The 24,014-nt window shown below is 42.7% G+C and carries 19 protein-coding genes and 4 tRNA genes; 12 read left to right on the forward strand and 11 right to left on the reverse strand.

All coding sequences use genetic code 11. The annotated features are described in order from the left end of the window. Positions 1 to 312: 312 nt before the first annotated feature. Both R7H07_RS00005 and dld read left to right on the forward strand, forming a co-directional pair. Positions 313 to 1,215, forward strand: a complete 903-nt coding sequence (locus R7H07_RS00005) for a LysR family transcriptional regulator (RefSeq protein ID WP_206958879.1) — start codon at positions 313 to 315, stop codon at positions 1,213 to 1,215. Between the two features lie 383 nt (positions 1,216 to 1,598). After that, complete coding sequence (dld, locus tag R7H07_RS00010; RefSeq protein ID WP_206958877.1) at positions 1,599 to 3,305, forward strand: D-lactate dehydrogenase; 1,707 nt, start codon at positions 1,599 to 1,601, stop codon at positions 3,303 to 3,305. Between the two features lie 140 nt (positions 3,306 to 3,445). Here dld and R7H07_RS00015 read toward each other — a convergent pair whose 3' ends face one another. From R7H07_RS00015 to R7H07_RS00030, 4 genes are all read right to left on the reverse strand, one after another. Beyond that, positions 3,446 to 3,754, reverse strand: coding sequence for an AzlD family protein (locus R7H07_RS00015; RefSeq protein WP_017820198.1), 309 nt, complete (start codon positions 3,752 to 3,754; stop codon positions 3,446 to 3,448). Then, the gene (locus R7H07_RS00020) at positions 3,751 to 4,482 is read right to left on the reverse strand and encodes an AzlC family ABC transporter permease (RefSeq protein WP_062730973.1); all 732 of its coding nucleotides are present in this window, start codon (positions 4,480 to 4,482) and stop codon (positions 3,751 to 3,753) included. Before R7H07_RS00020 ends, R7H07_RS00015 begins: the two co-directional genes overlap by 4 nt. A gap of 311 nt (positions 4,483 to 4,793) precedes the next feature. Next, on the reverse strand, positions 4,794 to 6,023 hold the full coding sequence (alr, locus tag R7H07_RS00025) for an alanine racemase (RefSeq protein ID WP_062730974.1): 1,230 nt from the start codon (positions 6,021 to 6,023) through the stop codon (positions 4,794 to 4,796). 201 nt (positions 6,024 to 6,224) lie between these two features. Then, entirely contained in the window at positions 6,225 to 7,856 is a 1,632-nt protein-coding gene (locus tag R7H07_RS00030; RefSeq protein ID WP_017633648.1) for a methyl-accepting chemotaxis protein, read from the reverse strand. 550 nt (positions 7,857 to 8,406) lie between these two features. Between R7H07_RS00030 and R7H07_RS00035 the strand changes: the two genes are divergently transcribed. The 4 genes from R7H07_RS00035 to R7H07_RS00050 all read left to right on the forward strand — a co-directional run bounded on the left by R7H07_RS00035 (position 8,407) and on the right by R7H07_RS00050 (position 10,819). Further along, a tRNA-Leu gene (locus R7H07_RS00035) sits at positions 8,407 to 8,493 on the forward strand. Between the two features lie 36 nt (positions 8,494 to 8,529). Next, positions 8,530 to 8,603 (forward strand) — tRNA-Cys (locus R7H07_RS00040). Between the two features lie 307 nt (positions 8,604 to 8,910). After that, positions 8,911 to 10,434 (forward strand): alpha-amylase, encoded by a 1,524-nt coding sequence (gene amyS / locus R7H07_RS00045; protein ID WP_206958875.1) that lies wholly within the window; start codon positions 8,911 to 8,913, stop codon positions 10,432 to 10,434. Between the two features lie 130 nt (positions 10,435 to 10,564). Continuing rightward, positions 10,565 to 10,819 carry a hypothetical protein gene (locus tag R7H07_RS00050; RefSeq protein ID WP_005375990.1) on the forward strand — a complete coding sequence of 85 codons (255 nt, stop codon included), beginning with the start codon at positions 10,565 to 10,567 and terminating at the stop codon, positions 10,817 to 10,819. A gap of 74 nt (positions 10,820 to 10,893) precedes the next feature. Here R7H07_RS00050 and R7H07_RS00055 read toward each other — a convergent pair whose 3' ends face one another. After that, positions 10,894 to 11,682, reverse strand: a complete 789-nt coding sequence (locus R7H07_RS00055; RefSeq protein WP_206958874.1) for a lipase family protein — start codon at positions 11,680 to 11,682, stop codon at positions 10,894 to 10,896. A 69-nt stretch (positions 11,683 to 11,751) separates the two neighbouring features. Then, complete coding sequence (locus R7H07_RS00060) at positions 11,752 to 12,681, reverse strand: CHAD domain-containing protein (RefSeq protein WP_065275626.1); 930 nt, start codon at positions 12,679 to 12,681, stop codon at positions 11,752 to 11,754. 300 nt (positions 12,682 to 12,981) lie between these two features. On the opposite strand from R7H07_RS00060, the gene R7H07_RS00065 reads away from it, so the two are divergent. Next, a tRNA-Leu gene (locus R7H07_RS00065) sits at positions 12,982 to 13,068 on the forward strand. Between the two features lie 36 nt (positions 13,069 to 13,104). Next, positions 13,105 to 13,178 (forward strand) — tRNA-Cys (locus R7H07_RS00070). A 5-nt stretch (positions 13,179 to 13,183) separates the two neighbouring features. Here R7H07_RS00070 and R7H07_RS00075 read toward each other — a convergent pair. The 5 genes from R7H07_RS00075 to rnk all read right to left on the reverse strand — a co-directional run bounded on the left by R7H07_RS00075 (position 13,184) and on the right by rnk (position 18,570). Beyond that, entirely contained in the window at positions 13,184 to 14,176 is a 993-nt protein-coding gene (locus R7H07_RS00075; RefSeq protein WP_005376038.1) for an LLM class flavin-dependent oxidoreductase, read from the reverse strand. A gap of 235 nt (positions 14,177 to 14,411) precedes the next feature. Then, on the reverse strand, positions 14,412 to 15,452 hold the full coding sequence (locus R7H07_RS00080; protein WP_225455651.1) for a GGDEF domain-containing protein: 1,041 nt from the start codon (positions 15,450 to 15,452) through the stop codon (positions 14,412 to 14,414). A 298-nt stretch (positions 15,453 to 15,750) separates the two neighbouring features. Then, a complete protein-coding gene (locus R7H07_RS00085) occupies positions 15,751 to 16,737 on the reverse strand; it encodes an ABC transporter substrate-binding protein (protein WP_206958873.1) in 987 nt (328 codons plus the stop codon). Positions 16,738 to 16,964: 227 nt separating this feature from the next. Further along, positions 16,965 to 17,924 (reverse strand): GGDEF domain-containing protein, encoded by a 960-nt coding sequence (locus R7H07_RS00090; RefSeq protein ID WP_025767735.1) that lies wholly within the window; start codon positions 17,922 to 17,924, stop codon positions 16,965 to 16,967. Positions 17,925 to 18,162: 238 nt separating this feature from the next. Further along, positions 18,163 to 18,570, reverse strand: a complete 408-nt coding sequence (rnk, locus tag R7H07_RS00095) for a nucleoside diphosphate kinase regulator (RefSeq protein ID WP_005390213.1) — start codon at positions 18,568 to 18,570, stop codon at positions 18,163 to 18,165. 527 nt (positions 18,571 to 19,097) lie between these two features. Here rnk and nirB point away from each other — a divergent pair. The 4 genes from nirB (at position 19,098) to cobA (ending at position 24,007) form a co-directional block, all read left to right on the forward strand. Further along, on the forward strand, positions 19,098 to 21,662 hold the full coding sequence (gene nirB, locus R7H07_RS00100; protein WP_206958872.1) for a nitrite reductase large subunit NirB: 2,565 nt from the start codon (positions 19,098 to 19,100) through the stop codon (positions 21,660 to 21,662). A gap of 13 nt (positions 21,663 to 21,675) precedes the next feature. After that, on the forward strand, positions 21,676 to 21,999 hold the full coding sequence (gene nirD / locus R7H07_RS00105; protein ID WP_005387969.1) for a nitrite reductase small subunit NirD: 324 nt from the start codon (positions 21,676 to 21,678) through the stop codon (positions 21,997 to 21,999). A 195-nt stretch (positions 22,000 to 22,194) separates the two neighbouring features. Further along, positions 22,195 to 23,043, forward strand: a complete 849-nt coding sequence (locus R7H07_RS00110) for a formate/nitrite transporter family protein (protein WP_206958871.1) — start codon at positions 22,195 to 22,197, stop codon at positions 23,041 to 23,043. A gap of 205 nt (positions 23,044 to 23,248) precedes the next feature. After that, the gene (cobA, locus tag R7H07_RS00115) at positions 23,249 to 24,007 is read left to right on the forward strand and encodes a uroporphyrinogen-III C-methyltransferase (protein ID WP_086047380.1); all 759 of its coding nucleotides are present in this window, start codon (positions 23,249 to 23,251) and stop codon (positions 24,005 to 24,007) included. Positions 24,008 to 24,014 lie beyond the last annotated feature (7 nt).

Consider the following 24,014-nt stretch of genomic DNA (forward strand, 5'->3'; position numbering starts at 1 on the left):
ACACTAGCTCAGTTGGTAGAGCGCAACCTTGCCAAGGTTGAGGTCACGAGTTCGAACCTCGTGTGTCGCTCCAAATTATTCAGATATGGCCATGGCGGTATCTCGATGCCAAGTGCATCAACTTAAAACCAGCGAAAGCTGGTTTTTTTGTATCTGAAGACTGATAAATTCACACCATCTCTTTTTCATTACCTGTGAGCTTAGCAACCCCATCTCTGTCACGAGTTTCTGATATTAAGTGTGACCCGATGTTTCGCACCTCAGCCAATTTCAGTTTACAATACGGGCTTCCAAAGGATTTGACGAAGACGCATGAGAAATACCGACGATTACATCATTTTTTATCACTTGATCGAGCAAGGTTCATTCAGTGCTGCCGCGAGACATATGTCACTGACCAAATCGGTCGTCAGTAAACGGATTGCCAAGCTTGAACAAGAGCTTGGTGTACAGCTTCTCTACCGAACAACGCGAACGCTAACGTTGACTGAAGCAGGACGAGCGTTTTTTACTCATGCAAAAGTGGTTTATCAAGCGGTGGCAACGGCGGAAGAATCCATTGTGGGTTTAGGTAAAAACTTATCTGGAAACATTAAAATTTCGGTGCCTACTATCTCTGGTGAATTAATTCTTCCTCAAGTGATTAATGAATTTAATCAGAAATACCCAGACATCAATATCGATATGGATCTAGATAATCGTTTCGTCGATATCGTGAATGAACGTTTTGATTTGGCAATTAGAACGGGTGTGTTGCCAGATTCTAGTCTGATTGCAAGAAAGCTGGTGGATGCAAATTGGATCATTTGCGCGTCACCCCAATACCTAGCTAAACATGGCATACCTAAACAACCTCAAGCCTTGGCTAAACACAATTGTTTAGTCTATTCCTACCAAGAAACCGGAGCGCATGAGTGGGCGTTTAAAGATGGAGACGAGGTATATCAAATCACCGTCGACGGTAACCTCTGTACTAACAATTCTTCTGTATTGAGAAATGTGGCGCTGTTAGGGCAGGGAATCATCTATGTACCGCGTGTCTTGGTTTATGAAGACTTAAAGCAAGGCAGTCTGATTCAGTTATTTAAAGACGAAACCGCCAAATGTTTGGGTATTTATGCGGTGTATCCTTACACTCGTCAACAACCAGAAAAAATTAAAATCTTTATCGATCATCTATACACCAGCTTTCAAAGTCAAAATCATCGATTTTAAGACAATAACTCAACACTAATCGTTATGTTGGTGTTGAGTTATTGTTTCCATCTTCATTTCTAATAATTCTTATAAATTTAGAAGCTTAAGCTTTCTCCTTGTTTTATCACTAATATTGATAACAAGATGCTGCGCACAACTGTTAACAAGTGGTTTTGCTATTGTTTCTTTTGAGAAACGGTCTGTTTCTTGCGTTAAATTTTCCGAATGTGAAAGATAAGTGACAGAAAAATAAAAGAATTATTTTGTTTGTTGTCTATTGGTTAAGTATTGCTCGCCTGCCTGACATAGACGCAGAGAAATGGACTGCTTATAGTGGCTCAAACGCCATGCCTGCCGCTAAGCGGTGTTGTGAGCGAAGTACAATAACTAGAGATACGGATATGAAACAAAAGCAGCTGATTGAAGAATTTAAAACCATCGTGGGGGAAGAAAATGTTCTAACCGACGAGGTTAAAACGAAATATTACCGCTCGGGGTTTCGTTCGGGTAGTGGTAATGCGCTTGCTATCGTGTTTCCTAACACTCTTCTAGAACAATGGAAGATTATTAAACAGTGTGTTGAAGCAAACTGCATCATTATCATGCAGGCGGCTAAAACAGGTTTAACAGAGGGCTCAGCTCCGAGTGGTAATGATTATGATCGCGATGTGGTTGTGATCAATATTACCAAAATCAAGAAGATTCACTTATTAGATGGTGGTAAGCAGGCGGTTTGCTTGCCTGGTGCGAGCTTACACTCTTTGGAGAAAGAGTTGAAGGCAGTGAACCGAGCACCGCATTCTATCATCGGCTCTTCATCGCTAGGTGCCACTGTGGTCGGTGGTATCGCCAATAACTCAGGCGGTGCGCTAGTTAAGCGTGGTCCTGCTTATACGGAACTGGCGATCTACGCGCAGGTCGATAAGCAAGGCCAGTTACATTTGGTGAACCACCTTGGTATTGAAGGATTAGGTGAAACGCCAGAAGAAATTCTAACAAACCTGCAAGAAGGGAACTTTGACCCAGCGAAGATCATTCATGATGAGCGAATGGCATCAGACAGAGAATACGATGAACGTGTTCGAGACGTGACTTCTGACATTCCTTCTCGCTTTAATGCCGATGAACGCCGATTATTTGAAGCCAGTGGCTGTGCTGGCAAGTTGGGTGTTTTTGCCGTTCGGGTTGACAGCTACCCAGTACCCGAAAAAGAGCAGGTTTTTTACCTTGGCACCAATGACCCTGCGAAACTAACGAAGTTGCGAAAAGACTTCTTATCTACGTTTGATAACTTGCCTGAGATGGGAGAATACTTGCATCGAGATATCTTCAACATGGCAGAGAAGTACGGCAAGGATGTGTTCTTATCCATCGACTTGTTAGGCACAGATAAGCTGCCAAAAATGTTCGCACTTAAAGCTAAGGTAGAAAATTTCTTAGAGCGCATCCCGTTTGTCAGTAAATATCTGCCAGACACCATTTTGTACTACGCGAGCAAGTTGTTCCCACAACATTTACCAGAGCGAATGCTGGATTTCCGTGACAAGTATGAGCATCACCTGATATTGAAAATGAGTGATGGTGGTATTGCTGAAGCACAAAAATACCTCAAAGAAGTTTGGGCTGTTGAAGACGACTGTGATTTCTTCGAGTGTACGCCGGAAGAGGGTAAAAAAGCTTATTTACATCGCTTTGCAGCAGCAGGTGCAGCAATTCGTTACGAGACGATTCACCGAAAAGACGTAGAAGACATCGTTGCACTTGATATCGCTTTGCGACGTAATGATGAAGAGTGGCTAGAAACTTTGCCTGAAGAGGTAAGTAAGAACCTTGTTCAAGCGCTCTATTATGGTCACTTTATGTGTTACGTCTTCCATCAAGATTACATTTTCAAAAAAGGGACTGACACGAAGTTGATGAAAAAGCTGATGCTTGAGCACCTCAATAGCCGTGGTGCCAAATACCCAGCAGAACATAACGTGGGTCACTTGTATGAAGCCGAAAACTCGTTGCAGAAGTTTTACCACGAATTAGACCCAACCAATACCTTTAACCCTGGTATTGGTAAAATGGACAAATATAAGCGCAATTGTAACTGCTGTGCGTAATGTGCTGTCTCACCATGATTAATAATCGTTGTTCATCGTTAAAATGATGAGCATAAGATAAGCCCTGATGACACTTGTGACATCAGGGCTTTGTGTTTTGGGTCTTTTATTGATGACTGGTATCGGCTTTGAAACAACGACTAAAGAGCACGTACTGCAGCGGCGGCGATGATGCCTGCTGCGATTGCGGGTAGAGGCTTTTTCACGATGAACATGACAACGGCAGTAGAAAACAGTGCTGCTCTAGCACCGTTATCACCCTCTACTGCTAGCGGAGCTAAAAGGGCAACCAATACGGAGCCTGACATCGCAGTAATGAAACGTTGAACCCGTTCGCTAATTGGAATGAATGACATAACATACACTCCGCCCCAGCGGGTTATGAGCGTGACTAACGCCATAGCGATAATGATAAGCAGTGTGCCACCTAAGGTTGTTTCGATGTTCATGCTTTCTTCTCCTTCCAACAAGCACCCAATACTCCGCCAGTAATGGCGCCAACCACTACGTGGCTATTCTCTGGCAAATACCAATACGCCAACATAGAAGAGGCTGCTGCTATGGCCCAAATCGCAAAGATTCTTAAGTCTTTCGGCCCGGCCACCACCATAGACAGCAGGAAGCATCCCATAACCATATCGAGCCCGAGGCCCACCGGATCTTTGATTGCGCTACCAAAATAAATGCCGATCCAGGTGCCCACAATCCAAAAAGACCACATCGCTAAGCCGCCACCAATAAGCAAGCCAAAGCCTGGTTCTTTTCTACCAAATGCATTGAGTGCCATTGCCCAGTTAGCGTCTGATGCTACCAGCATTACACCGTAACGTTTTGTTGGTGGGAGTTGTCGTAACCATGGATAAAGTGTGGCTCCCATCAAGAGGTGACGAGCATTAATAGCAAATACAGTAATAAGAACTGGAATGAGAGGGACTTCTGCTCCCCACATTTCTAACGTGGCAAATTGTGAAGCACCGGCGAAGACCAGTGTGCTCATCAACATTGTGGGAAATACATCTAGTCCAGTCTGTACGGCAGCAACACCGAAAGCGAGGCCAAATATGACCACGAACATAGAGAGGGGTAAAAGTTGGGTGAATCCGTTCCAGACGTCAAGCCGATTAAATTCGTGCAACTCAGCGGAGGAGCGTTGAAGATGTTGAGTATTTTCTGTCATAGAGATACCTAGCTAGCAGGCAAAGGGGCAGTGCCATACGAGTGTGTTTGTTATTCTTTTGTAAACTTCATGTTTAACATCAATTGGAGGGGCTTTCAAACACTAAGTGCTATATAAAAATGAGCCATCCAAGCGGCTTTAAGAAACAGAGTGTAGAGAGTCGTACTTGGTAGTGCTAAAGGAGATTAAAACAACAGAAATAGTAAGTTCTGTTTAATTGATAACATCACGAGCTAGTACAGATTAGTAAATAAGAAAGAAAGCGAGCACCAGGCTCGCTTTTTCGCTCTGTTACGAATAACTGAGTAGGTTTATTTTACGTAGACACGAGGGTTCGCGCTTCCCCAAACCGTGTATAGTTCAGGGAAGATGACTTCTGCGTGTTTTTCCATCTCAGTAGCTGAAATCGTTTTGCCTTGTTGGGAGCCAAACAAAACAACTTCAGAACCAGGCTCAACATCTTTTATACCTGTAACATCTACCATTGTGGTGTTCATTGAAGCAACGCCCGCAACTTTTGCACGTTGGCCATTGATCAGAACTTCTGCTGTATTCCCCATTTTTCGTGGATAACCATCAGAGTAACCAACAGGAATGTTCGCCATTAAGCTTTCTTTGCTTGTTGTGTAGCTGCTGTCGTAACCGACTGTGCTATTTTTTGGCAGGTGGTGAACGGATGCCACGCGTGTTTTGAAAGACACGATAGAAGGGTACTCAGGGTTAGTTGGTAAGTCTCCGTATAAAACGCCACCAGGACGAACCATATCAAGCTGGGCCTCAGGAACATTAAGCGCGGTGTAAGAGTTTGCTACGTGCAGTAAAATGTTGTCGCGTTTTAGATTCGCTTCTTTAATCAGCCATGCAGAACTGTCTTTGAATGAAGCTAACTTTTGGCGCACGTCGTCTGCATTGTAGTTAGGGAAATGAGTCATGATACCAACAATATTAACGCCAGCTTGTTGAGCGATTTCTAGCGCTTCTTTCTTGCCCGCTTCTGTCGTCATATCAACACCATTACGCCCCATACCACCGTCGTTCAGAGCAAGGTGAACTTTGATTTCTTTACCAGCTTTCTCGGCTAGTTTAGACAGTGCTTTAGCTTGCTCTGCTGTGCCTATCAACTCTTCGACATTTAGGTCGATTACGGCTTCAATCTCGCCAATATCCGCTGAGCGTACACGCATAAGTTGGCCTTTAAAGCCACTGTCGCGAACAGTTTGTGCTTCGGCGTTACTTGCAACGGCAACGCAAGGAATTTGTTGCTCGATAATAGTCGGCATCAGGCCTGCGATACCATTACCGTATGCGTCGGCTTTCATCACGGCGCAGATTTTCGTTTTGCCATCCATGTGCGATTTAAACTGCTCAATATTATCGCGGAACTGACCTAAGTTTATTTCTAGCCAAGCGTTAGCACCTTGAACTTGCTCTGCTTTTGCTGCTGTATTGCTAATTTGAAGAGGAGCAGCAGTAGCTTGCATTACAGGAATCGCGATTGCAGCAGCGATAGTCAGTGATAGTAAGGTTTTATTTAAGCGCATAAAGTCTCCGTACGCGTTTTTTGTATTGGTTATGTTATTGAGTACTTGGGGAAAGTACCTGACGAAGTAAAACGCTCCAAGTGGTGCTTTGGAGCGTTTATTAAGATAGTGATTTAATATATACCTAAATATACCTCAGTGATGACATTCAATTTAAGCAAATCGGGATTGATTTGATATCTACTAAGGTATCCACTGAGTTTAACTCAGTTTAAAGCGGCTCATTACATCTTTAAGAGAAATGGATAGCTGGCTTAGTTCGCGGCACGCCTGTGCGGTTTGCTCCGAACCTTGCGAGACCTCTTGAGATGCCAAATGTATGTTTTCAATGCTGCGGTTAAGCTCTTCCGCAACAGAGTCTTGCTGGTTACAAGCCGTGGCGATTTGGGTACCCATGTCTGAGATGTCCGAAATCGAATGCTCAATGTCGCTCATCAGCTGTTTTGATTGAATGCCTTGTTCTGCACATTCTGAGATACTGGTTCTAGAAAGTTCAGTAGCTGATTTTGCGTCTTTTGCAAGTGATTGTAGCTGCTCAATGATCGAAGTGATTTCACTCGTTGAATCTTGCGTACGGCCGGCAAGAGTTCGAACTTCGTCTGCAACGACGGCAAAGCCACGACCAGACTCACCAGCACGCGCCGCTTCAATGGCTGCATTAAGTGCAAGTAGGTTGGTTTGATCGGCAATGTCGCGGATAACATCCACGATCACGTTAATTTTATTCGATTGCTGTTCAAGCTCTGCTACGGTATCGCCTGCAGCGCCAATTACGTTTGAAACTTCTTGAATCGCGTCAACCATACCTTGGGTTTCACGAACACCGTGTTGTGTGCGGCGGTTTGCTTCGTTAGCTTGGTTCGCTGAGTCTTCAGTGTTACGAGCAACATCGGCTACGGCCGCTTTCATTTCTGTCATTGCTGTTGCGATATGCGTAATTTGCAGCTGTTGATCTTTCATACCAGACGCAGAAATATCGGAGATTTGATTCATCTCTTCGACAGCGCTGCTTAACTGAGTAACTGCAGCAATCACGTTATCGATAACTTGGCGTAAGTCATCTTGCATCTTAGTGGTCGCGTCTGCCAGTTCACCAAGCTCATCATTGCCGATTGCTTTACGGTCAATGTCACTTGATAGATCACCTGTTGCGATGGCATTTGCTTGCTCAACAACAAGTTTAAGTGGGCCACAAATTAGGCGAGTCAGCACGTATGTCATGCCTACCATGATCAGTAGAATAATCACGTTACTTGCTATTGAAGAATTACTCAATCCATTTACAGAGGACAGGATATGAGTTTTGTTGCTGTCCATAGCTTCTTTAAGGAGACGGATTAGTTCGCCTAACTCTGAGTCAACCGCTTCGAAAGCAGACAAGGAGTTCGCCAAAATAGGGTGGGCCTTGGTTTTGTCGTTAGCTAGCATCGCTTCATTGTACTGGTCCATAGTAACCAAGTACTTTTTCCATTGACGCATAAGACGCTGGTAAGTTTGCTGCTCTTCGCCAGGCCAGATAGTTTCACCGTAAGCGTTGAGCTCTCTAGTGATCTTTTCGCGTTCTCTAATATTGTTAGAAATTTTAGTTTTGACTTGGTCTGCGTCTTCATAAGTGTACGCAGCAAATTGAGCTCGGCGCCAGCGAGACAAATGATCTCGAATCGAATCGACCCTTTCCATTGCAGGAAGCGTATCATCGGTATAGTTTAAAAGCTCAGATTTGATGCTTTTGAGCTCTGTAGATAAAAACACGCCAAATGCAATGTTGACGATGGCAATGAGTAAAAACGATAGCGATATCTTTTTCGCTATAGAAAGATTCTTGATAGACATTAGTGATATACCTTGTTTTTCTTATGTTGTGTCGCCAAAGTAAACCACATCCTTATATGTGATATATGTCCATTAAATTACTGCAACTCGTGTAACGTACCATTATTTATTGATATTTTCGATAATGAATTGAGCTTTGTTTGAAAATAAAAAAAGTCAATGATTTTATAAAGGTACGACCACATTCGATATAAAGTTATCGGTAACAAAATATGATGTTCTGTACGCAGTCGTGCCAAGAGTAGGGAATCAAATTGTTACAGATGTTACAGCGGTGAAAAGATCAGCGTTCATAACGTGATAGTCGCGTGTTTACCTCGAAGCAGTTACGGACACTAATATGCGTATGACTTCAAGGCTAATGAAAGGGAACGGGTGCTTATTGGTCTATTTGAATGCCAAACGTACTAGTCAGATCGCTTTTTAAGCACTTAAATCAAAAAGATAAAATTTATTGTTGACCAGATAAATTAATCCGTTAAAGTACGCCTCGTTCTCACGGCAAAGGTCGCTGAGACAGATGGTGTCTAACCCATCGCATGATTGCGTTGCCCTGGTGGTGGAATTGGTAGACACAAGGGATTTAAAATCCCTCGGCGTTCGCGCTGTGCCGGTTCAAGTCCGGCCCGGGGCACCATCAAAATCTTTGGTAACAGAGATAAAAAATCAGAAAGGCGCCTTGGCAGAGTGGCTATGCAGCGGATTGCAAATCCGTGGACCTCGGTTCGACTCCGGGAGGCGCCTCCACTATTTCGAAAGCCAGTCTTAAATGACTGGCTTTTTTCGTTTTTAATCCGCCTTTTCGTAACCCTTCGCGCTTTCCTAAAGTCTCCCATGTTTTGATCACCATTCAATATTTTTAACGCGCTAATCATTGATTTTATAAATGTTAGACAACTCAATAATTGTATAGTGTGATTGGTGATAGTTTCTCTTCGATTGTAATCCGAACTTTTTGTATTACAGGCAGCAACCTAGCTAGCGTCAAAGTTAGTATCGCTTGGTGCGTATATGCAGAAAGGAGGATTCTAGTCCTTAACGTGAGAGAAAAATAATGAAAACATTCAACCTTAAACCTACACTTTTACCCTTAACTTTGCTGCTCAGTTCGCCTGTAATGGCGGCACAAAATGGCACCATGATGCAGTACTTCCATTGGTATGTGCCAAATGACGGTGCACTCTGGACACAAGTTGAAAACAACGCGCCGGCACTATCGGACAACGGCTTCACCGCGTTATGGCTACCGCCCGCCTATAAAGGTGCTGGTGGTAGCAACGACGTCGGTTATGGCGTTTACGATATGTATGACTTGGGGGAGTTTGATCAAAAAGGATCGGTGCGAACCAAATACGGTACTAAAGACCAATACCTCGATGCTATCAAAGCGGCACACGCAAATAACATTCAAATTTATGGTGATGTAGTGTTTAACCACCGTGGCGGTGCGGATGGTAAATCCTGGGTCGACACCAAGCGAGTCGATTGGAACAACCGAAATATTGAGCTCGGCGACAAATGGATTGAAGCGTGGGTAGAGTTTGATTTCCCTGGGCGCAACGACAAGTACTCAAACTTTCATTGGACGTGGTACCACTTTGATGGCGTGGACTGGGACGATGCTGGCGAAGAAAAAGCTATCTTCAAATTCAAAGGTGAGGGTAAGGCATGGGATTGGGAAGTTAGCTCGGAAAAAGGCAACTACGATTACCTTATGTACACTGATCTAGACATGGATCACCCTGAAGTTAAGCAAGAGCTGAAAGACTGGGGCGAGTGGTATATCAACATGACTGGTGTTGATGGGTTTAGAATGGACGCGGTGAAGCACATCAAATATCAATACCTGCAAGAATGGATTGATCACCTACGTTGGAAAACAGGGAAAGAACTATTCACGGTCGGAGAGTACTGGAACTACGATGTGAATCAGCTGCATAACTTTATCACCAAAACTTCTGGCAGCATGTCTCTATTCGATGCACCGTTACATATGAACTTCTACAATGCGTCTAAATCGGGTGGTAGCTACGATATGCGTCAAATCATGAATGGTACGCTGATGAAGGACAATTCAGTCAAAGCGGTAACCTTAGTAGAAAACCATGACACTCAACCTTTGCAGGCTTTGGAGTCGACGGTTGATTGGTGGTTTAAGCCGCTCGCTTACGCGTTTATCTTATTGCGTGAAGAAGGTTATCCATCCGTGTTTTATGCAGATTACTACGGCGCGCAGTACAGTGATAAAGGGCATGACATCAATATGGTCAAAGTGCCTTACATTAAAGAGCTAGTAACACTGCGTAAAGATTATGCCTATGGCAAACAACATTCTTATCTCGACCACTGGGACGTAATTGGTTGGACTCGAGAAGGTGATGCAAATCATCCACATTCAATGGCCGTGATCATGAGTGATGGACCTGGCGGCTCGAAGTGGATGTATACGGGTAAACCAAGTGCTCGCTACGTAGACAAGTTGGGTATCCGAACTGAAGAAGTTTGGACTGATGCGAATGGTTGGGCTGAGTTCCCAGTAAACGGCGGATCTGTCTCGGTTTGGGTTGGCGTTGAATAATCCATTCCTGTGATTTTGATACAGAGTAGGCAATTCTTAATAAAACTTTTCAATGAATCAATGTGTTATTTGATATTCATTCGACAAATGAGTAACTTATATTTGAGCATAATCTAGAGGAAGATAAAGAATGGAATCTATTGCTGATGTATTGGTTGTGGCTATTGTGTTCGGTGCCATATTTGGGGGCGGGATAATAAAGTTAATCTTGAACCATCGTAAAGAAGTAAGAGCGTTGGAGATATCTGAACGTAATACGATGAGCCGAGAAGAACAAGATAACCTTAACAAGCAAATTGGTGACTTGAAGCGACGTGTTGAAGTGTTAGAGCGAATTGTCACAGATAACAAATATCAACTTGAAAAAGAAATTGCCTCTCTGTAGATCACCACTTAATCGTAAAGCCGGCGAAGTCCGGCTTTTTCGTGTCTATACTTCATACCTTTCGGATGTTTAACTCAGCGTTCATCAAAAAAGTCTTTGTCGCGAATGTATTTACTCATAAAGTGATAAGAGAACGGTCGCATTAACCAACTAAATAAGGAGCGCCCAAGCCGTATGAGCGTTGGGGTGTTCTCGTATATTCTCCCGTTATATAACCATAGCATTTTGCCTACATGCCAATACAAAAAAGGTACGGGCGGCATAAAGGTCACGATGTCGATGTCGCAACAAATCCTGTATGTTTTGTGCCCCAAACGGTAGCGTTTCTTAAACGTCCAATCCCCGACAGCGGGCTGTCCGAAAGTGACCACGCGTTTAATGCTTTTTGGGTATTTTTTCTCAATATAGTCAGCAAAAACACTGCCAATCGCGCCACCTGAAGAGTGGCCAGTAATAGTGATTCTTTTCCGCCTGAGAATAAGTGGTACAACGATACCTTCGAGGCGTTCGATCACGGTCAACCCTAACCGATCTTCATTCCGGCTCGGTAAACTTTCTTGGAACAACAGATGATAGAAACCTGCGTGAATGCGATAGTTTAGTCCCAACCTTCGACAGCTTCTCGTCCACATCGCGAAGTTCAACAACCAATCACTGATACTGTGTGAGCCTTTAATCACTACGACCACTTCACTCTGTTTTTTACTCCAGAGCACGCGAATCATAATCTTACCGTGTTCATTTCTAATGACTCGTTGCCCATTAGGATCGAATCCATATTGAGTTTGTCTGAAGACGCGAGGGTAGGCGAGATTACAAAGCACCGCATAGCGCTCGTATTGGTATCGTTTTAATGGTTTCACGTTAACTTTCTTAGTGGAGCCTAACGGTTGACTGTAATTAATGAATATTAAAAATACGTGAACCTTGATTTAGGGTCGGTAGAGATTCTGTGTATTGGTATCGCGAATGAAAGACTCAAACTGGCTTAAATGCGTCAAGATGGTTTGGCGAGAGAGTTCATGATGTTCGCTAAGCACGTTAATTAGCTTTTTCAAAGCCTTACGATCTTGTTTATTGAGATTTGCTGTCTCTTTGAGTTGTGCGAAAAATTCAATTTGACTTGAAGTGTCGTTAAAGTCACCGAGTTTATCTTGCAATAGTTTTAGTTGTTTCACGTTGTTTTTGTGCTGTTGGGAAGGATAGAGCGTGGAAAACCCTTCTAACAGATAACGCAGCGCTTTGCACTTTATCCGCATCGAATGAATCACGCTGTCACGACTTTTGTCCGAGATCTTGCGCCGTGCTTTATCAACTTCTTTAAATTGATCGTAGATTTTTTGGCTTGCGAAGAGTAACGCAGGTACGTTGCTATCCACTGGTTCGTGTTGCGTACTTCGCAGCAGACTATTCCTGACCAAAGTGCAGTGCGTTGTGTATTCTTCTGTAGCTAGCCAACGCGTAACTTTTGCCTGTTCGTAAGCACGTTCGGCTTCGATAAAGCCAAAAAGCTGCTCAAGAGACGATTTGTGGTTTGGGAGCATTTCAATGTATTGTTTTTTGCCCAAGATAAATACGTCCAAATCACGCAGCTTATTTGTTTTCTTCATCATTATTTTTAAATGAGGTTTCAAAATACGCTGTTCAAAAGGAGGGAGCAGTTCGCGAAGTAGTAAGCATAGTGAGCGTATGCGCCTCAGTGTGACGCGATATTGATGTGTAAATTCAGGATCTAAGTCTTCGATGACTCCCTGCTCCAGAGAGCGTGCATAATCAAATTCACTAAGGAAGAAGTGGGGCACTACGAAGTCGAGTTCGGAGTCGGCATGTAAGGGTAAGTGAAATGATGGTTTTCGAAACATGATGAGCGCTATTTTGTTCTCTGAAATACACGTTAAGTTTATACCCATACTGTTAACTTGCGCGATTTGTTGGCTCTTCATTGATATAAAATGAGAAGGTTAAAAGGCACGAAAGCAAAGCGTATTGATGATCAAATAAGCAAAATGATCGCCCTTTGTTCGTTAGAGTCGTCTTTTTAACCATTTGAATAAAAAAGACTAATTTTTTGTTGACCAGATAAATTAATCCGTTAAAGTACGCCTCGTTCTCACGGCAAAGGTCGCGAGATAGATGGTGTCTAACCCATGCATGATTGCGTTGCCCTGGTGGTGGAATTGGTAGACACAAGGGATTTAAAATCCCTCGGCGTTCGCGCTGTGCCGGTTCAAGTCCGGCCCGGGGCACCATCAAAATCTTTGGTAACAGAGATAAAAAATCAGAAAGGCGCCTTGGCAGAGTGGCTATGCAGCGGATTGCAAATCCGTGGACCTCGGTTCGACTCCGGGAGGCGCCTCCATTCTTTTACTTGTCCATGAGTTCCGATAGTAACCTGTAGGATCTCAACTTCTCAGATTGTTCAAACACCATCGTGTTTACCATAATTTCATCTGCCCCAGTGCGTTCCAAAAGTTTCTCAATTTTCTGTCTTACATATGTTTGATCACCATGGATAGATTCACGTAATTGAGTTTCAACGTGAAGCTTTTCCTGTGCTGACCATAGTGGTGCCATACTTTTCACTGGTGCGCGAAGTTTTTCGCGATTGCCGCGAATCATTTTTAAGAATTTTTGCTTCTCTGTTGTCGCGAGAAAATCTGCATGTGACTGAGTATCCGCTACGATAACGTTGGCACAAATCATCACATAGGGTTGAGCTAAATGCTCGGATGGGACAAACTCATCTCGATAAAAGTTTAGAGCACGAGACATTGCATCTGGAGCAAAGTGTGCAGCAAATGCGAAAGGTAAGCCTCTCTTAGCTGCTAAACGTGCGCTGTATGTACTCGACCCCAGAAGCCAAATCGGCAGAGATGTGTTGTTACCTGGATAAGCCGCGACTGGTTGATTTCGAGATACGGGACCAAGAAAGAAATTAAGTTCCTCCAACAGCTCTTCAAAGTCAGGATCCATATGCTCTGGTTCCCGCCTTAATGCATGCATTGTTTGGTAGTCGGTGCCTGGTGCGCGTCCTAATCCGAGGTCAATACGACCAGGGTATAATGCCTCTAACGTTCCGAATTGCTCTGCAATAACTAGTGGTGCATGGTTAGGTAACATGATTCCACCTGATCCTAAACGGATCGAGTTCGTGTGCGCTCCAATATGACTGAGTAATACACTGGTTGCGGCACTGGCGATGTCGGGCATGTTATGGTGTTCAGCCATCCAAAACCGATGATAGCCCCAGGACTCGATTGATTGAGCTAATTCAACGGAGCGTTCGAACGTTTCGGTGAAGTTTGTTCCGTCGGACACGGGTGCCAAATCCAGAACAGATAAACGAGGAAAAGACATAGGATAGTTATAGCCTGTTAATGAATCTTAACTATCATATGGTGGTGAAAGTTGACGTTTAAAAGGGGAGGATTAACCATTCACAATGGATTATTTTTCTTCAATGCCTGGAGAGCGTTTAGCTTACGAGTTTAGCTTTTGCTATGTGATAAAAGCGGCTTTATTACTGTAAGTGGCCACAGTGGTCGATGTCGTTGAATATTCGCATGTAGAACGTTTCCACAGCTACTTTAGATTAAAACATAGGCCTCTTTAACAGCGAACTGCTGTTGTCGACAATAGTGAACGAGCTAGCTTTAGAACGTTTTGACTGATACATAGACTTGTCTGCCGCTGTTAATAATTCATGTACATTCGACCCATGCTCAGGATAGAGTGCAATACCAATGCTAGCTCCGACGCATAACTCTTTACCTTTAAAATGAATTACTTTTTCTATTTCTTGGATATAGCGTAGTGCACATGCAGACAGAGACGTACCTGTTGTGTGTGAACGATGAATAATAATAAATTCATCTCCACCAAAGCGGCCTACCATGTCTGATTCGTCGATAATACTTGATAATCTACTAGCTACAGATTTTAACACTGCATCACCTGCCTCATGGCCATGGCTATCGTTAATATCCTTAAATAAATTTAAATCTATAAAAAACAAACTAAAACTATTCTCACTGCCTCTGAAATTACGCGTAAGCTGGATCAAATGTTTTTCTATTGCTCGACGATTGTAGATATTAGTTAAGGAGTCGTGCTCAGACAAAAATACCAAACTTTCTTTTTGACGATTTAGAACTGAAGTTTGATTCTCTACTTCTTCTTTAAGTTTTGATTTTGATATTGTTGTGTGGTTTAACAATGCCGCCATTTTATTGAAGTAACAAGACAGATTTTCAAATTCCGTGAATTGATTTTCTGAAGGGATTTTATAGTCAAAATTTGACCTGCTTAATTGTTTTATTCCATTTATAAACCTTTGAAAGCTTCTCTTGAACTTTATTTTTATATAAAAGCATAATAGCATAACAACTAGAGAGATAAAAATAATACCTGCTTGAGTGTAATAATTTAAATTTTGTAGTTTTGTAGACTTATTATTAAGTATTTTTTTATAAATATATATTATTTCATTATTCATATCCTGGGATACAATGTTTATTCTGGATTGTATGACAGGATTTGATTTATTATAATTTACGACTGAATCATAATGGCGATCTTTGTCTAGTAAATGATTATTTTCGTATTGAACTAAAAAATACAGTTCGAGATTCATTTTTTTTAGGTCTTTAGTAAGGTATAAAACATCTTCATTTTGAGATAATAATTCGTTTAATTTGTTATGAGAAATCATGAATTGTGTGAAATTGTTTTTTCCCCTATTTTGAGTGTAAGCCCAAAGATAACTACTTAATGACTCTAATGATATTTGTATGTCCATTATTTGGTTTAATTGTTTCTTGGCTTTATAATCTTCTATTTTTATGAAGCTTATGTATACTATAACGCTGATACATAGTATTACGCTTAGACTGAATAGTGATGCTAAATAGTGGTTTAACGAACGATGCATTTTAATCTAGACCATCAAAATATGAATTGATATAGTTTTCTTTAAATATTTTTCTGTAATTTGGAATCTGTCCTTCTACATAGTTTTGTTTTAATGCCCAATTAGCTTCTGATTGTAATGTAAATAATAAAGAATTCGTTAAATTTAATCGAAAGTTATAATCATCCCAACTCCAAGATATTTCTTCAACTGTTGTGTTAAGTTTTTGTGATAGTATTTTCATTGTTAAATGAGGGTTTTTATCCATCCAGTTAATTGAGTGATGAAGTGACTTTATTATTTTCATTACTTCTTGATCTGATTTTTCAATGTGTATTTCTTTTGATACAAGCAAAAAGTAAAGTTTATACACGCCAATAATTCCTATGTTCTTTACTTCTTCATTTATTCTATTCTTGGCCATAAATCCGTATGGCTCCCAAGTAGATATTGCATCGACGTTTCCTTGCATTAAATGATTTATAATAACCTGCGTTGTTGATGATATTTTTTCTACTTTTTCTAAATCAATGGCATTTACCTGTAGCAACAAGTCTAAGTAATATTCGCTAGCGCTCTTTTTTATTACACCAACCTTTTTTCCTGGTAATTTATCTATACTTTTTATGCCAGACCGCTTTTTAGTTAGCAGCTTAATATCATTCGTAGAAGATGCAAAAGAAGTGATTAATGCTAAATCTTTGTATTCAAAGCTTTTAAACATCAGTACGCTTTCAGAAAAAGTGGCGTAATTAACATGGTTTTCTAGAAGTAGGTTTGAACATTCGACCCCTCCAAAGCACATGATAAGTTCGACGTTTAAATCGTTTTCTTCAAACGCACCTATGTGCTCTGCAATGATAAAAGGGGCTGACAGAGGCGTCTTAGATATACCGATTGTTGTAGGTTTGTGGATAGCATTTGATACCGTTGTTAACTTTAAATAAGCAACTACTAATGCAGAAAGAACTAAAATTATGATAGCTGTAGAAATCTGTTTTGTATCCATCAAAAACAACTCCCTTCATAATAGTAGTAATTAATCTATCAGTTAAATGAGTGTAGTTGCTTATTGGGTTGATGCTAGGAGAGGAGGGGATTTATTTGTATCGTGCCAAATTTATGAGTACCTAGGGGTAATTTCGGTAACTGGCTTAGATATAAAGAATTTATCTTTAGTTAGTTCAAGTTGTAGCAAATGACTGATTTCATAACATGATGATTTATGGAGAGATATCAACTTTTTAAGTTGAAAAATTGTACTCCATTTTTGCCATTTTTCTTTATCTCATACATTGCGTGATCGGCTTTTTGATACACTTCATTAAACGGTTGCTTTCCTTTGTTAAAGAGACAAACACCGATACTCATTCCTATCGTTACTTTATGTAAGTCTTGATTTATCGCTGGAATGATTGAATCTAAGAGTTGATTGCAAAGTTGGGATATTTCCTCTCGACTTGAATGCCAGTTTAAGATAACAAATTCATCGCCTCCTATGCGTCCAACTTGAGACTTGCTTGACGCAAGCTCTGTTAAGCTATTGGCGATATTGATGAGGAGGGTGTCGCCAGTATGATGGCCTAGCTGGTCGTTAACTGCTTTAAAATTATCTATATCAACAAACACTAAAGCAGACTGCTGAGACGGTTCGGTTTGAGGTTGATGATTAAAGTTTTCCTCAATTGCTTTTCTATTTAACAATCCAGTCAATGGATCACTCGAAGCCAACTTGGCCAGTTGCTGCTCATAACGCTTTTCTTTTGTAATATCGATATGAGTGCCCATCATCCGTAGTGGTTCGCCATCAGAACCATACTCGACGATGCGCCCTCGATCGTAGACCCAGCTATCACTGCCGTCTTTATGAATCATGCGATGCACTACCTCATAAAGGTCGGTCTTGCCTGCTAGGTGATCTTCAAATGCACCCACCGCAAGATCATAATCTTCAGGGTGGAGATTGTTTTTCCACGTTTCAACCGTCGCGGTTAACTCATGGGGCTGATAACCTAGCATTTTGCCCCACTGCATATTGAATATCGTCAAAGTACCTGAAGGAATATGCTGCTCCCACAAACACAGTCCATTACTGTCGAGTGCAGCATTCAACTTTTCTTGTAGTCGCGCATTCTTCCGCTTCAGCTCTTCATTTTCTTTTTCTAAGCAGGCAATTCGAGTTAGATATTCTTCCATTTTGCGCATAATTTACGTCGTTTTCGGAGCGACAATATACGAAAAATACTTTGCAATTTCTATGATTGAGCTTGGAGATATAAATATTGAATATGCGGTAAATAATAAAGAATCGGTGATGTTACTTAAGAGCAGTAAAGTAAATGCTTGGAAAACAAAGAAGGAAATAGGGGGTAAGCGAGGGGCTCTCCTGGTGCAAAGTCTTAAATGGAGGCCTTTGCACCGGGACTACTGAGGGTTAGCGGTTTAGTGCACCACAACGCTCAGGTTGGTATGTGATATCGACAATTTCAATTGTCTTCACTTGATTATTTGGCATTGGCCAGTCAAGTTTTTGGCCGACAGACAAACCGATCAGTGCGCTGCCTACGGGTGCAAAAATAGAGATATCATCACTGCTTTTCAGTTCAGAAGGGTAAACCAGTGTCTTTGTCATGGTTCTATCTTCACCTGAAAATTTAAACTCTACAGTCGAGTTCATCGTGACCACGTTATCTGGCATTTGTTCTGGCTCAAGAACTGTTGCTCGGTCGAGCTCTGCTTCTAATTCCACAAGCTCCGCTGCGATGTTTGGCATTTTATCCAACAAAGCAGTGATTCGGTTCATATCTAAGCTTGAGATGTAGATAGAATTGTTTTCTGACATTTTATGACTCCCAAATAAAAGGCCGCCTCACAAAAATGGGACGGCACTCTATATGTCAATTACGGTATCAATCATATGGACGCTATTCCATATGAACTAAACCCGATTTTAGTCTTTATAGTGCGACTTAGCTAGTAAAAAATTTTTGTTGTGAAGCTTGATTTTTCTAAATCTTTCAATCACTTCAGATATTGTTCTCTGATCACCTTGAAGCGGTGAAGTCAAGTGAGTGCGTCGTTTAGAAGCAAAGCAGGATTTATCGTAGGTGTGCTCGGTTTCGATGGTCAGCCTAACTTCATAAAAGCAAAACGGTATAGTCCGTTGCTAGCATGGCTTCGGTTATCTCAGTTTGTTAAAACTACCAATATCCGTTAATAAATTACTTTTTATTTCGCAATAGTCAGATAAATACGTTCATCTACCCCTTTAGGGTAGTTTGAAATTGTAATTGATTTACATCATGTATTAATTTTCTTTCACAATTAACAATGAGCTCAGTGATAAGAACCTAACCCTTAGGAATTATAATGAGCAAGTTGAAGCTAGTAATCATCGGTAACGGTATGGTAGGGCACCGTTATATTGAAGACTTAGTCGAGAAAGCTGATATGTCTAATATGGACATTACGGTTTTCTGTGAAGAACCTCGTGTCGCATACGACCGTGTGCACCTTTCCTCTTACTTTTCTCACCATACTGCAGATGAACTTTCTTTAGTAAAAGAAGGCTTCTACGAGAAACACGGTATTAACATGCTGATCGGCGAACGCGCGATCAACATCAACCGTGAAAACCGCATTGTTTACTCAAGCACTGGTCGCGAAGTTCAATACGACAAGCTGATTCTTGCTACTGGCTCATTCCCATTTGTTCCACCTATCAAAGGTCACGAAAGCAAAGACTGTTTTGTTTACCGTACTATCGAAGATCTTAAAGCGATCGAAGCGTGTGCGAAGAAGAGCAAATCAGGCGTTGTTGTCGGTGGTGGTCTGCTAGGTCTTGAAGCAGCAGGCGCATTGAAAGCACTGGGTGTAGAAACGCATGTTGTTGAGTTCGCACCGAAGCTAATGGCTGAGCAACTTGACCTTGCTGGTGGTAACCAACTTCGTCAAAAGATCGAGCGTATGGGCGTGAACGTTCACACCAGCAAAAACACGCTTGAGATTGCGGCAGAAGGCACAAACGCACGCAACGTTATGCGTTTTGCTGACGGTTCAGAGCTAGAAACAGACTTCATCGTATTCTCTGCAGGTATTCGTCCACAAGACAAACTAGCACGCCAAATGGAGCTAGAAGTGGCACCTCGTGGCGGTGTTGCTATTAACGACCACTGTCAGACTTCTGATGAGAACATCTACGCTATCGGTGAATGTGCGTCTTGGAACGAAATGTTCTACGGCCTTGTTGCTCCTGGCTACAAGATGGCGACAGTTGCCGTTGATCACCTACTAGGTAACACAGAAAGCAAATTCGAAGGCGCTGATATGTCTGCGAAGCTGAAACTTCTGGGTGTAAAAGTAGGTTCAATCGGTGACGCGAACGGTCGTACTGAAGGCTGTAAGAGTTACGTTTACCAGAACGAAGAACAAGAAGTTTACAAACGTCTTATCGTTTCTAAAGACAACAAGAAACTGCTTGGCGCGGTTATGGTTGGCGATACGTCTGACTACGGCGACCTGCTTCAACTTATGTTGAACGAAATCGACCTACCAGAACACCCGGATGCGTTGATCCTTCCTGCACACGCAGGCGCTGAGAAACCAGCACTAGGTGCAGACGCTCTACCAGAAAGCGCAGTGATCTGTTCTTGTTTCGACGTGACAAAAGGCAAGATCGCACAGGCGGTTGCTGATGGGCACCACACATTGGGCGACATCAAAGCCGTGACGGGCGCGGGTACAGGCTGTGGTGGTTGTATTCCTCTAGTGACGTCTGTTCTAAATGCTGAGCTTGCTAAATCTGGTATCGAAGTGAAGAACGACGTGTGTGAGCACTTTGCATACTCACGCCAAGAGCTGTTCCACCTAATCCGTATTGAAGAGATCAAAACGTTTGATGAGCTTCTAGAGAAATACGGTAAAGGTTACGGCTGTGAAGTTTGTAAACCACTGGCTGGTTCTATCTTGGCTTCTTGCTGGGGTGAGTACATTCTTAAGCCACAACTGGTTAAGCTGCACGACACGAACGATAACTTCCTAGGTAACATCCAAAAAGACGGTACTTACTCTGTTATCCCACGTATGGCGGGTGGTGAAGTAACACCTCAAGCACTGGGTGCGTTAGCGAACGTTGCAGCAGAATACAACCTATACACCAAAGTAACCGGTGCTCAACGTATTGGTCTGTTTGGTGCTCAAAAAGACGATCTTCCAGAGATCTGGCGCAAGCTTATCGACGCTGGTTTCGAAACAGGTCAAGCGTACGCAAAAGCCCTTCGTATGGCGAAGACCTGTGTTGGCTCAACGTGGTGTCGTTACGGCGTTCAAGATTCTGTTGGTCTGGGTTCTTACATCGAGAACCGTTACAAAGGCATTCGTACACCTCATAAGATGAAGTTCGGTGTTTCTGGTTGTACTCGTGAGTGTGCGGAAGCACAAGGTAAAGACCTTGGCATCATCGCGACTGACGCAGGTTGGAACATGTACGTATGTGGTAACGGCGGCATGAAACCTCGTCACGCAGACCTACTTGCAAGTGACCTAGATAAAGAAACACTAATCAAGTACATCGACCGCTTCATGATGTTCTACATCCGTACTGCTGCGCCACTACAACGCACATCAGTTTGGATGGAAAACATGGAAGGTGGCGTTGACTACCTACGCGAAGTGATTGTTAACGATAAGCTTGGTATCAACGCTCAACTAGAGGCAGACGTAGCGAAGCTTGTAGACGAGTACGAGTGTGAGTGGACTGCGACCATCAACGACGAATCACAACTGACTCGTTTCGCGCACTTCATCAACTCTGACAAGCGCGATGACAACGTTGTATTTGTACAAGAGCGTGAGCAGCACCGCCCAGCAACCTTCACGGAAAAACACCCTGAAGCAAAAGGCGACATCCTACACGTAGCGATCACTGAAGCATAAGGGAAGGTTGATTATGTCATTTGAAAAGATTTGCCAAATCAGCGACATCGTACCGGGCACGGGTGTTTGTGCACTGGTTGATGGTCAACAAGTTGCGGTATTCCGCCCAACACAAGCAGAAGAAGTGCTGGCGATCAGCAACACAGACCCGTTCTTCCAATCAAACGTGCTTTCTCGCGGTTTGATCTGTGAGCACCAAGGCGAGCTTTGGGTGGCTAGCCCACTTAAGAAGCAACGCTTTAACCTGACAACAGGTGCGTGCATGGAAGACGAGCGTTTTAGCGTGAAAGCGTACAAAACCCGCGTAACCAACGGCGAAGTAGAAATCTCTGCGTAAGCTTGGTTTTCATTCCCTCCTCTTAGGGGGAGGGAATGAACTGAAACCTAGATTCAATAGACAAAGGCTTTCCAAGCATCATCTCAGGGGAACAGGGAAGCGAGGTGTTGTAGACAGCGTTCAGGTGTCAACGGGAAGCCTTTCTCTATTCAATCTTTAACTTTTTAACTTTCAATTTTGGATAAGGACACATTCATGTCTACTGATTTTAAGCCTGCAGAATTCGTGCAAACCATGATCAATGTTGGTGAAGCGAAAACCAATACAAGCACGCGAGATCTTCTGCTTCGCGGTACGATGGCTGGCGTTATTCTTTCGCTTGCGGTGGTGGTTGCTATTACCGCGATTGTACAAACGGGTATCGGCCTTGTAGGAGCACTTGTTTTCCCCGTTGGTTTCGTAATTCTAAGTGTGATGGGGTATGACCTAGTAACCGGTGTTTTTGGTCTAGCGCCTCTGGCTAAGTTTGCTAACCGTCCGGGCATCACTTGGGGTCGTATCTTCCGTTGTTGGGGGCTTGTAGGCTTGGGTAACCTTATTGGTTCTCTGATCGTTGCTTACCTAGTGGCTATCTCTCTAACAGGTAACTTCTCTCTAGAACTGAATGCAGTAGCGAAGAAATTTGTCGTTGTTTCTACCGCGCGTAGCCTTGGTTTTGAAAACATGGGTATGGACGGATGGATCACGTGTTTCGTACGCGGCATCTTCTGTAACCTAATGGTGTGTCTAGGCGTTATCGGCAACATGACAGCACGTTCAGTATCTGGTCGCGTAGCAATGATGTGGTTCCCAATCTTCATCTTCTTCGCTCTAGTATTCGAGCACACAGTAGTAAACATGTTCCTATTCCCACTAGGTATGATTCTAGGTGCGGATTTTGGTATCGCGACTTGGTTGAACTTCAACCTTATCCCAACCATCCTAGGTAACATTGTTGGTGGTCTAGTAATAACTTGTATTCCACTGTACCTAACTCACGCTAAAACTGCGCCTTCTATCAATGCTGAAGAAGAAGTAAAAGCGCAACCTGCAATGGCTAAATAACCATTAACGGGTAATTCGCTTAATATGGTCCCGCTTCTGGATGGGCGGGACTATTCTCTAACTAGATTTCAATTTTTAACTTTCACTTTCGCGACATATTTTATTGATTTAGCTATAAAAAGTAATAACTCCTTGGGGTGATTTTAACCTTGAGTTAATGACTTGAGTGTTACTTTTTATGTCCAAATTTTCGATAGGCGTTGATATGACTACTGCTCACTCATCTTTAAACAGCGGCTTTATTTCTCTTGTTGGTGCAGGTCCAGGTGATCCTGATTTGCTCACAGTAAAAGGCTTAAAAGCCATTCAAGCGGCTGAAGTTGTTGTATACGACCGTTTGGTGTCGAAAGACATTCTAGAATTGGCTCATGCATCAGCAGAGATGATCTACGTAGGTAAAAAATTAGACTTTCACTGTGTGCCTCAAGATCAAATCAACCAAATCTTGGTGCAGAAAGCACAAGAAGGTAAGCGTGTTGTGCGTCTGAAGGGCGGTGACTCATTTATCTTTGGCCGTGGCGGTGAAGAGTTAGAAGAACTAGCGGAATTTGGTATCAAATACGAAGTGGTTCCGGGTATCACAGCAGCAGCGGGTGCAACGGCTTATGCTGGTATTCCATTAACACACCGCGACCATGCGCAAAGCGTTCAATTCATCACTGGTCACGTACAAAAAGATGGTCGTGAGATTGAGTGGCATTCACTGGCGCAATCCAACAACACGCTTGTGTTCTACATGGGTTTGAAGCAAAGCGGCCACATTATGGATAAGCTGATCACTCACGGCTTAGATCCTGAGATGTCATGCGCCATTATTGAAAACGGTACGCGCCCGGAGCAGCGCGTGTTCCAAGGAAAGTTGAACGAGTTATCGAGCATGGCAGAGCAAGCTGTGAGCCCAGCATTGATTGTGGTTGGTAGCGTTACTCAGCTGCACAACAAATTGGATTGGTTCGCAAAGTAATACTGCC

The sequence above is a fragment of the Vibrio sp. Vb1127 genome (assembly GCF_033338735.1).
GTDB classification, from domain to species: Bacteria; Pseudomonadota; Gammaproteobacteria; order Enterobacterales; family Vibrionaceae; genus Vibrio; species Vibrio alginolyticus.

Coding starts and splice junctions, on each gene's coding strand:
- R7H07_RS00005 (WP_206958879.1), top strand. CDS start 313: ATGAGAAATACCGACGATTACATCATTTTTTATCACTTGATCGAGCAA.
- dld (WP_206958877.1), top strand. CDS start 1,599: ATGAAACAAAAGCAGCTGATTGAAGAATTTAAAACCATCGTGGGGGAA.
- R7H07_RS00015 (WP_017820198.1), bottom strand. CDS start 3,754: ATGAACATCGAAACAACCTTAGGTGGCACACTGCTTATCATTATCGCT.
- R7H07_RS00020 (WP_062730973.1), bottom strand. CDS start 4,482: ATGACAGAAAATACTCAACATCTTCAACGCTCCTCCGCTGAGTTGCAC.
- alr (WP_062730974.1), bottom strand. CDS start 6,023: ATGCGCTTAAATAAAACCTTACTATCACTGACTATCGCTGCTGCAATC.
- R7H07_RS00030 (WP_017633648.1), bottom strand. CDS start 7,856: ATGTCTATCAAGAATCTTTCTATAGCGAAAAAGATATCGCTATCGTTT.
- amyS (WP_206958875.1), top strand. CDS start 8,911: ATGAAAACATTCAACCTTAAACCTACACTTTTACCCTTAACTTTGCTG.
- R7H07_RS00050 (WP_005375990.1), top strand. CDS start 10,565: ATGGAATCTATTGCTGATGTATTGGTTGTGGCTATTGTGTTCGGTGCC.
- R7H07_RS00060 (WP_065275626.1), bottom strand. CDS start 12,681: ATGTTTCGAAAACCATCATTTCACTTACCCTTACATGCCGACTCCGAA.
- R7H07_RS00075 (WP_005376038.1), bottom strand. CDS start 14,176: ATGTCTTTTCCTCGTTTATCTGTTCTGGATTTGGCACCCGTGTCCGAC.
- R7H07_RS00080 (WP_225455651.1), bottom strand. CDS start 15,452: ATGAATCTCGAACTGTATTTTTTAGTTCAATACGAAAATAATCATTTA.
- R7H07_RS00085 (WP_206958873.1), bottom strand. CDS start 16,737: ATGGATACAAAACAGATTTCTACAGCTATCATAATTTTAGTTCTTTCT.
- R7H07_RS00090 (WP_025767735.1), bottom strand. CDS start 17,924: ATGGAAGAATATCTAACTCGAATTGCCTGCTTAGAAAAAGAAAATGAA.
- rnk (WP_005390213.1), bottom strand. CDS start 18,570: ATGTCAGAAAACAATTCTATCTACATCTCAAGCTTAGATATGAACCGA.
- nirB (WP_206958872.1), top strand. CDS start 19,098: ATGAGCAAGTTGAAGCTAGTAATCATCGGTAACGGTATGGTAGGGCAC.
- nirD (WP_005387969.1), top strand. CDS start 21,676: ATGTCATTTGAAAAGATTTGCCAAATCAGCGACATCGTACCGGGCACG.
- R7H07_RS00110 (WP_206958871.1), top strand. CDS start 22,195: ATGTCTACTGATTTTAAGCCTGCAGAATTCGTGCAAACCATGATCAAT.
- cobA (WP_086047380.1), top strand. CDS start 23,249: ATGACTACTGCTCACTCATCTTTAAACAGCGGCTTTATTTCTCTTGTT.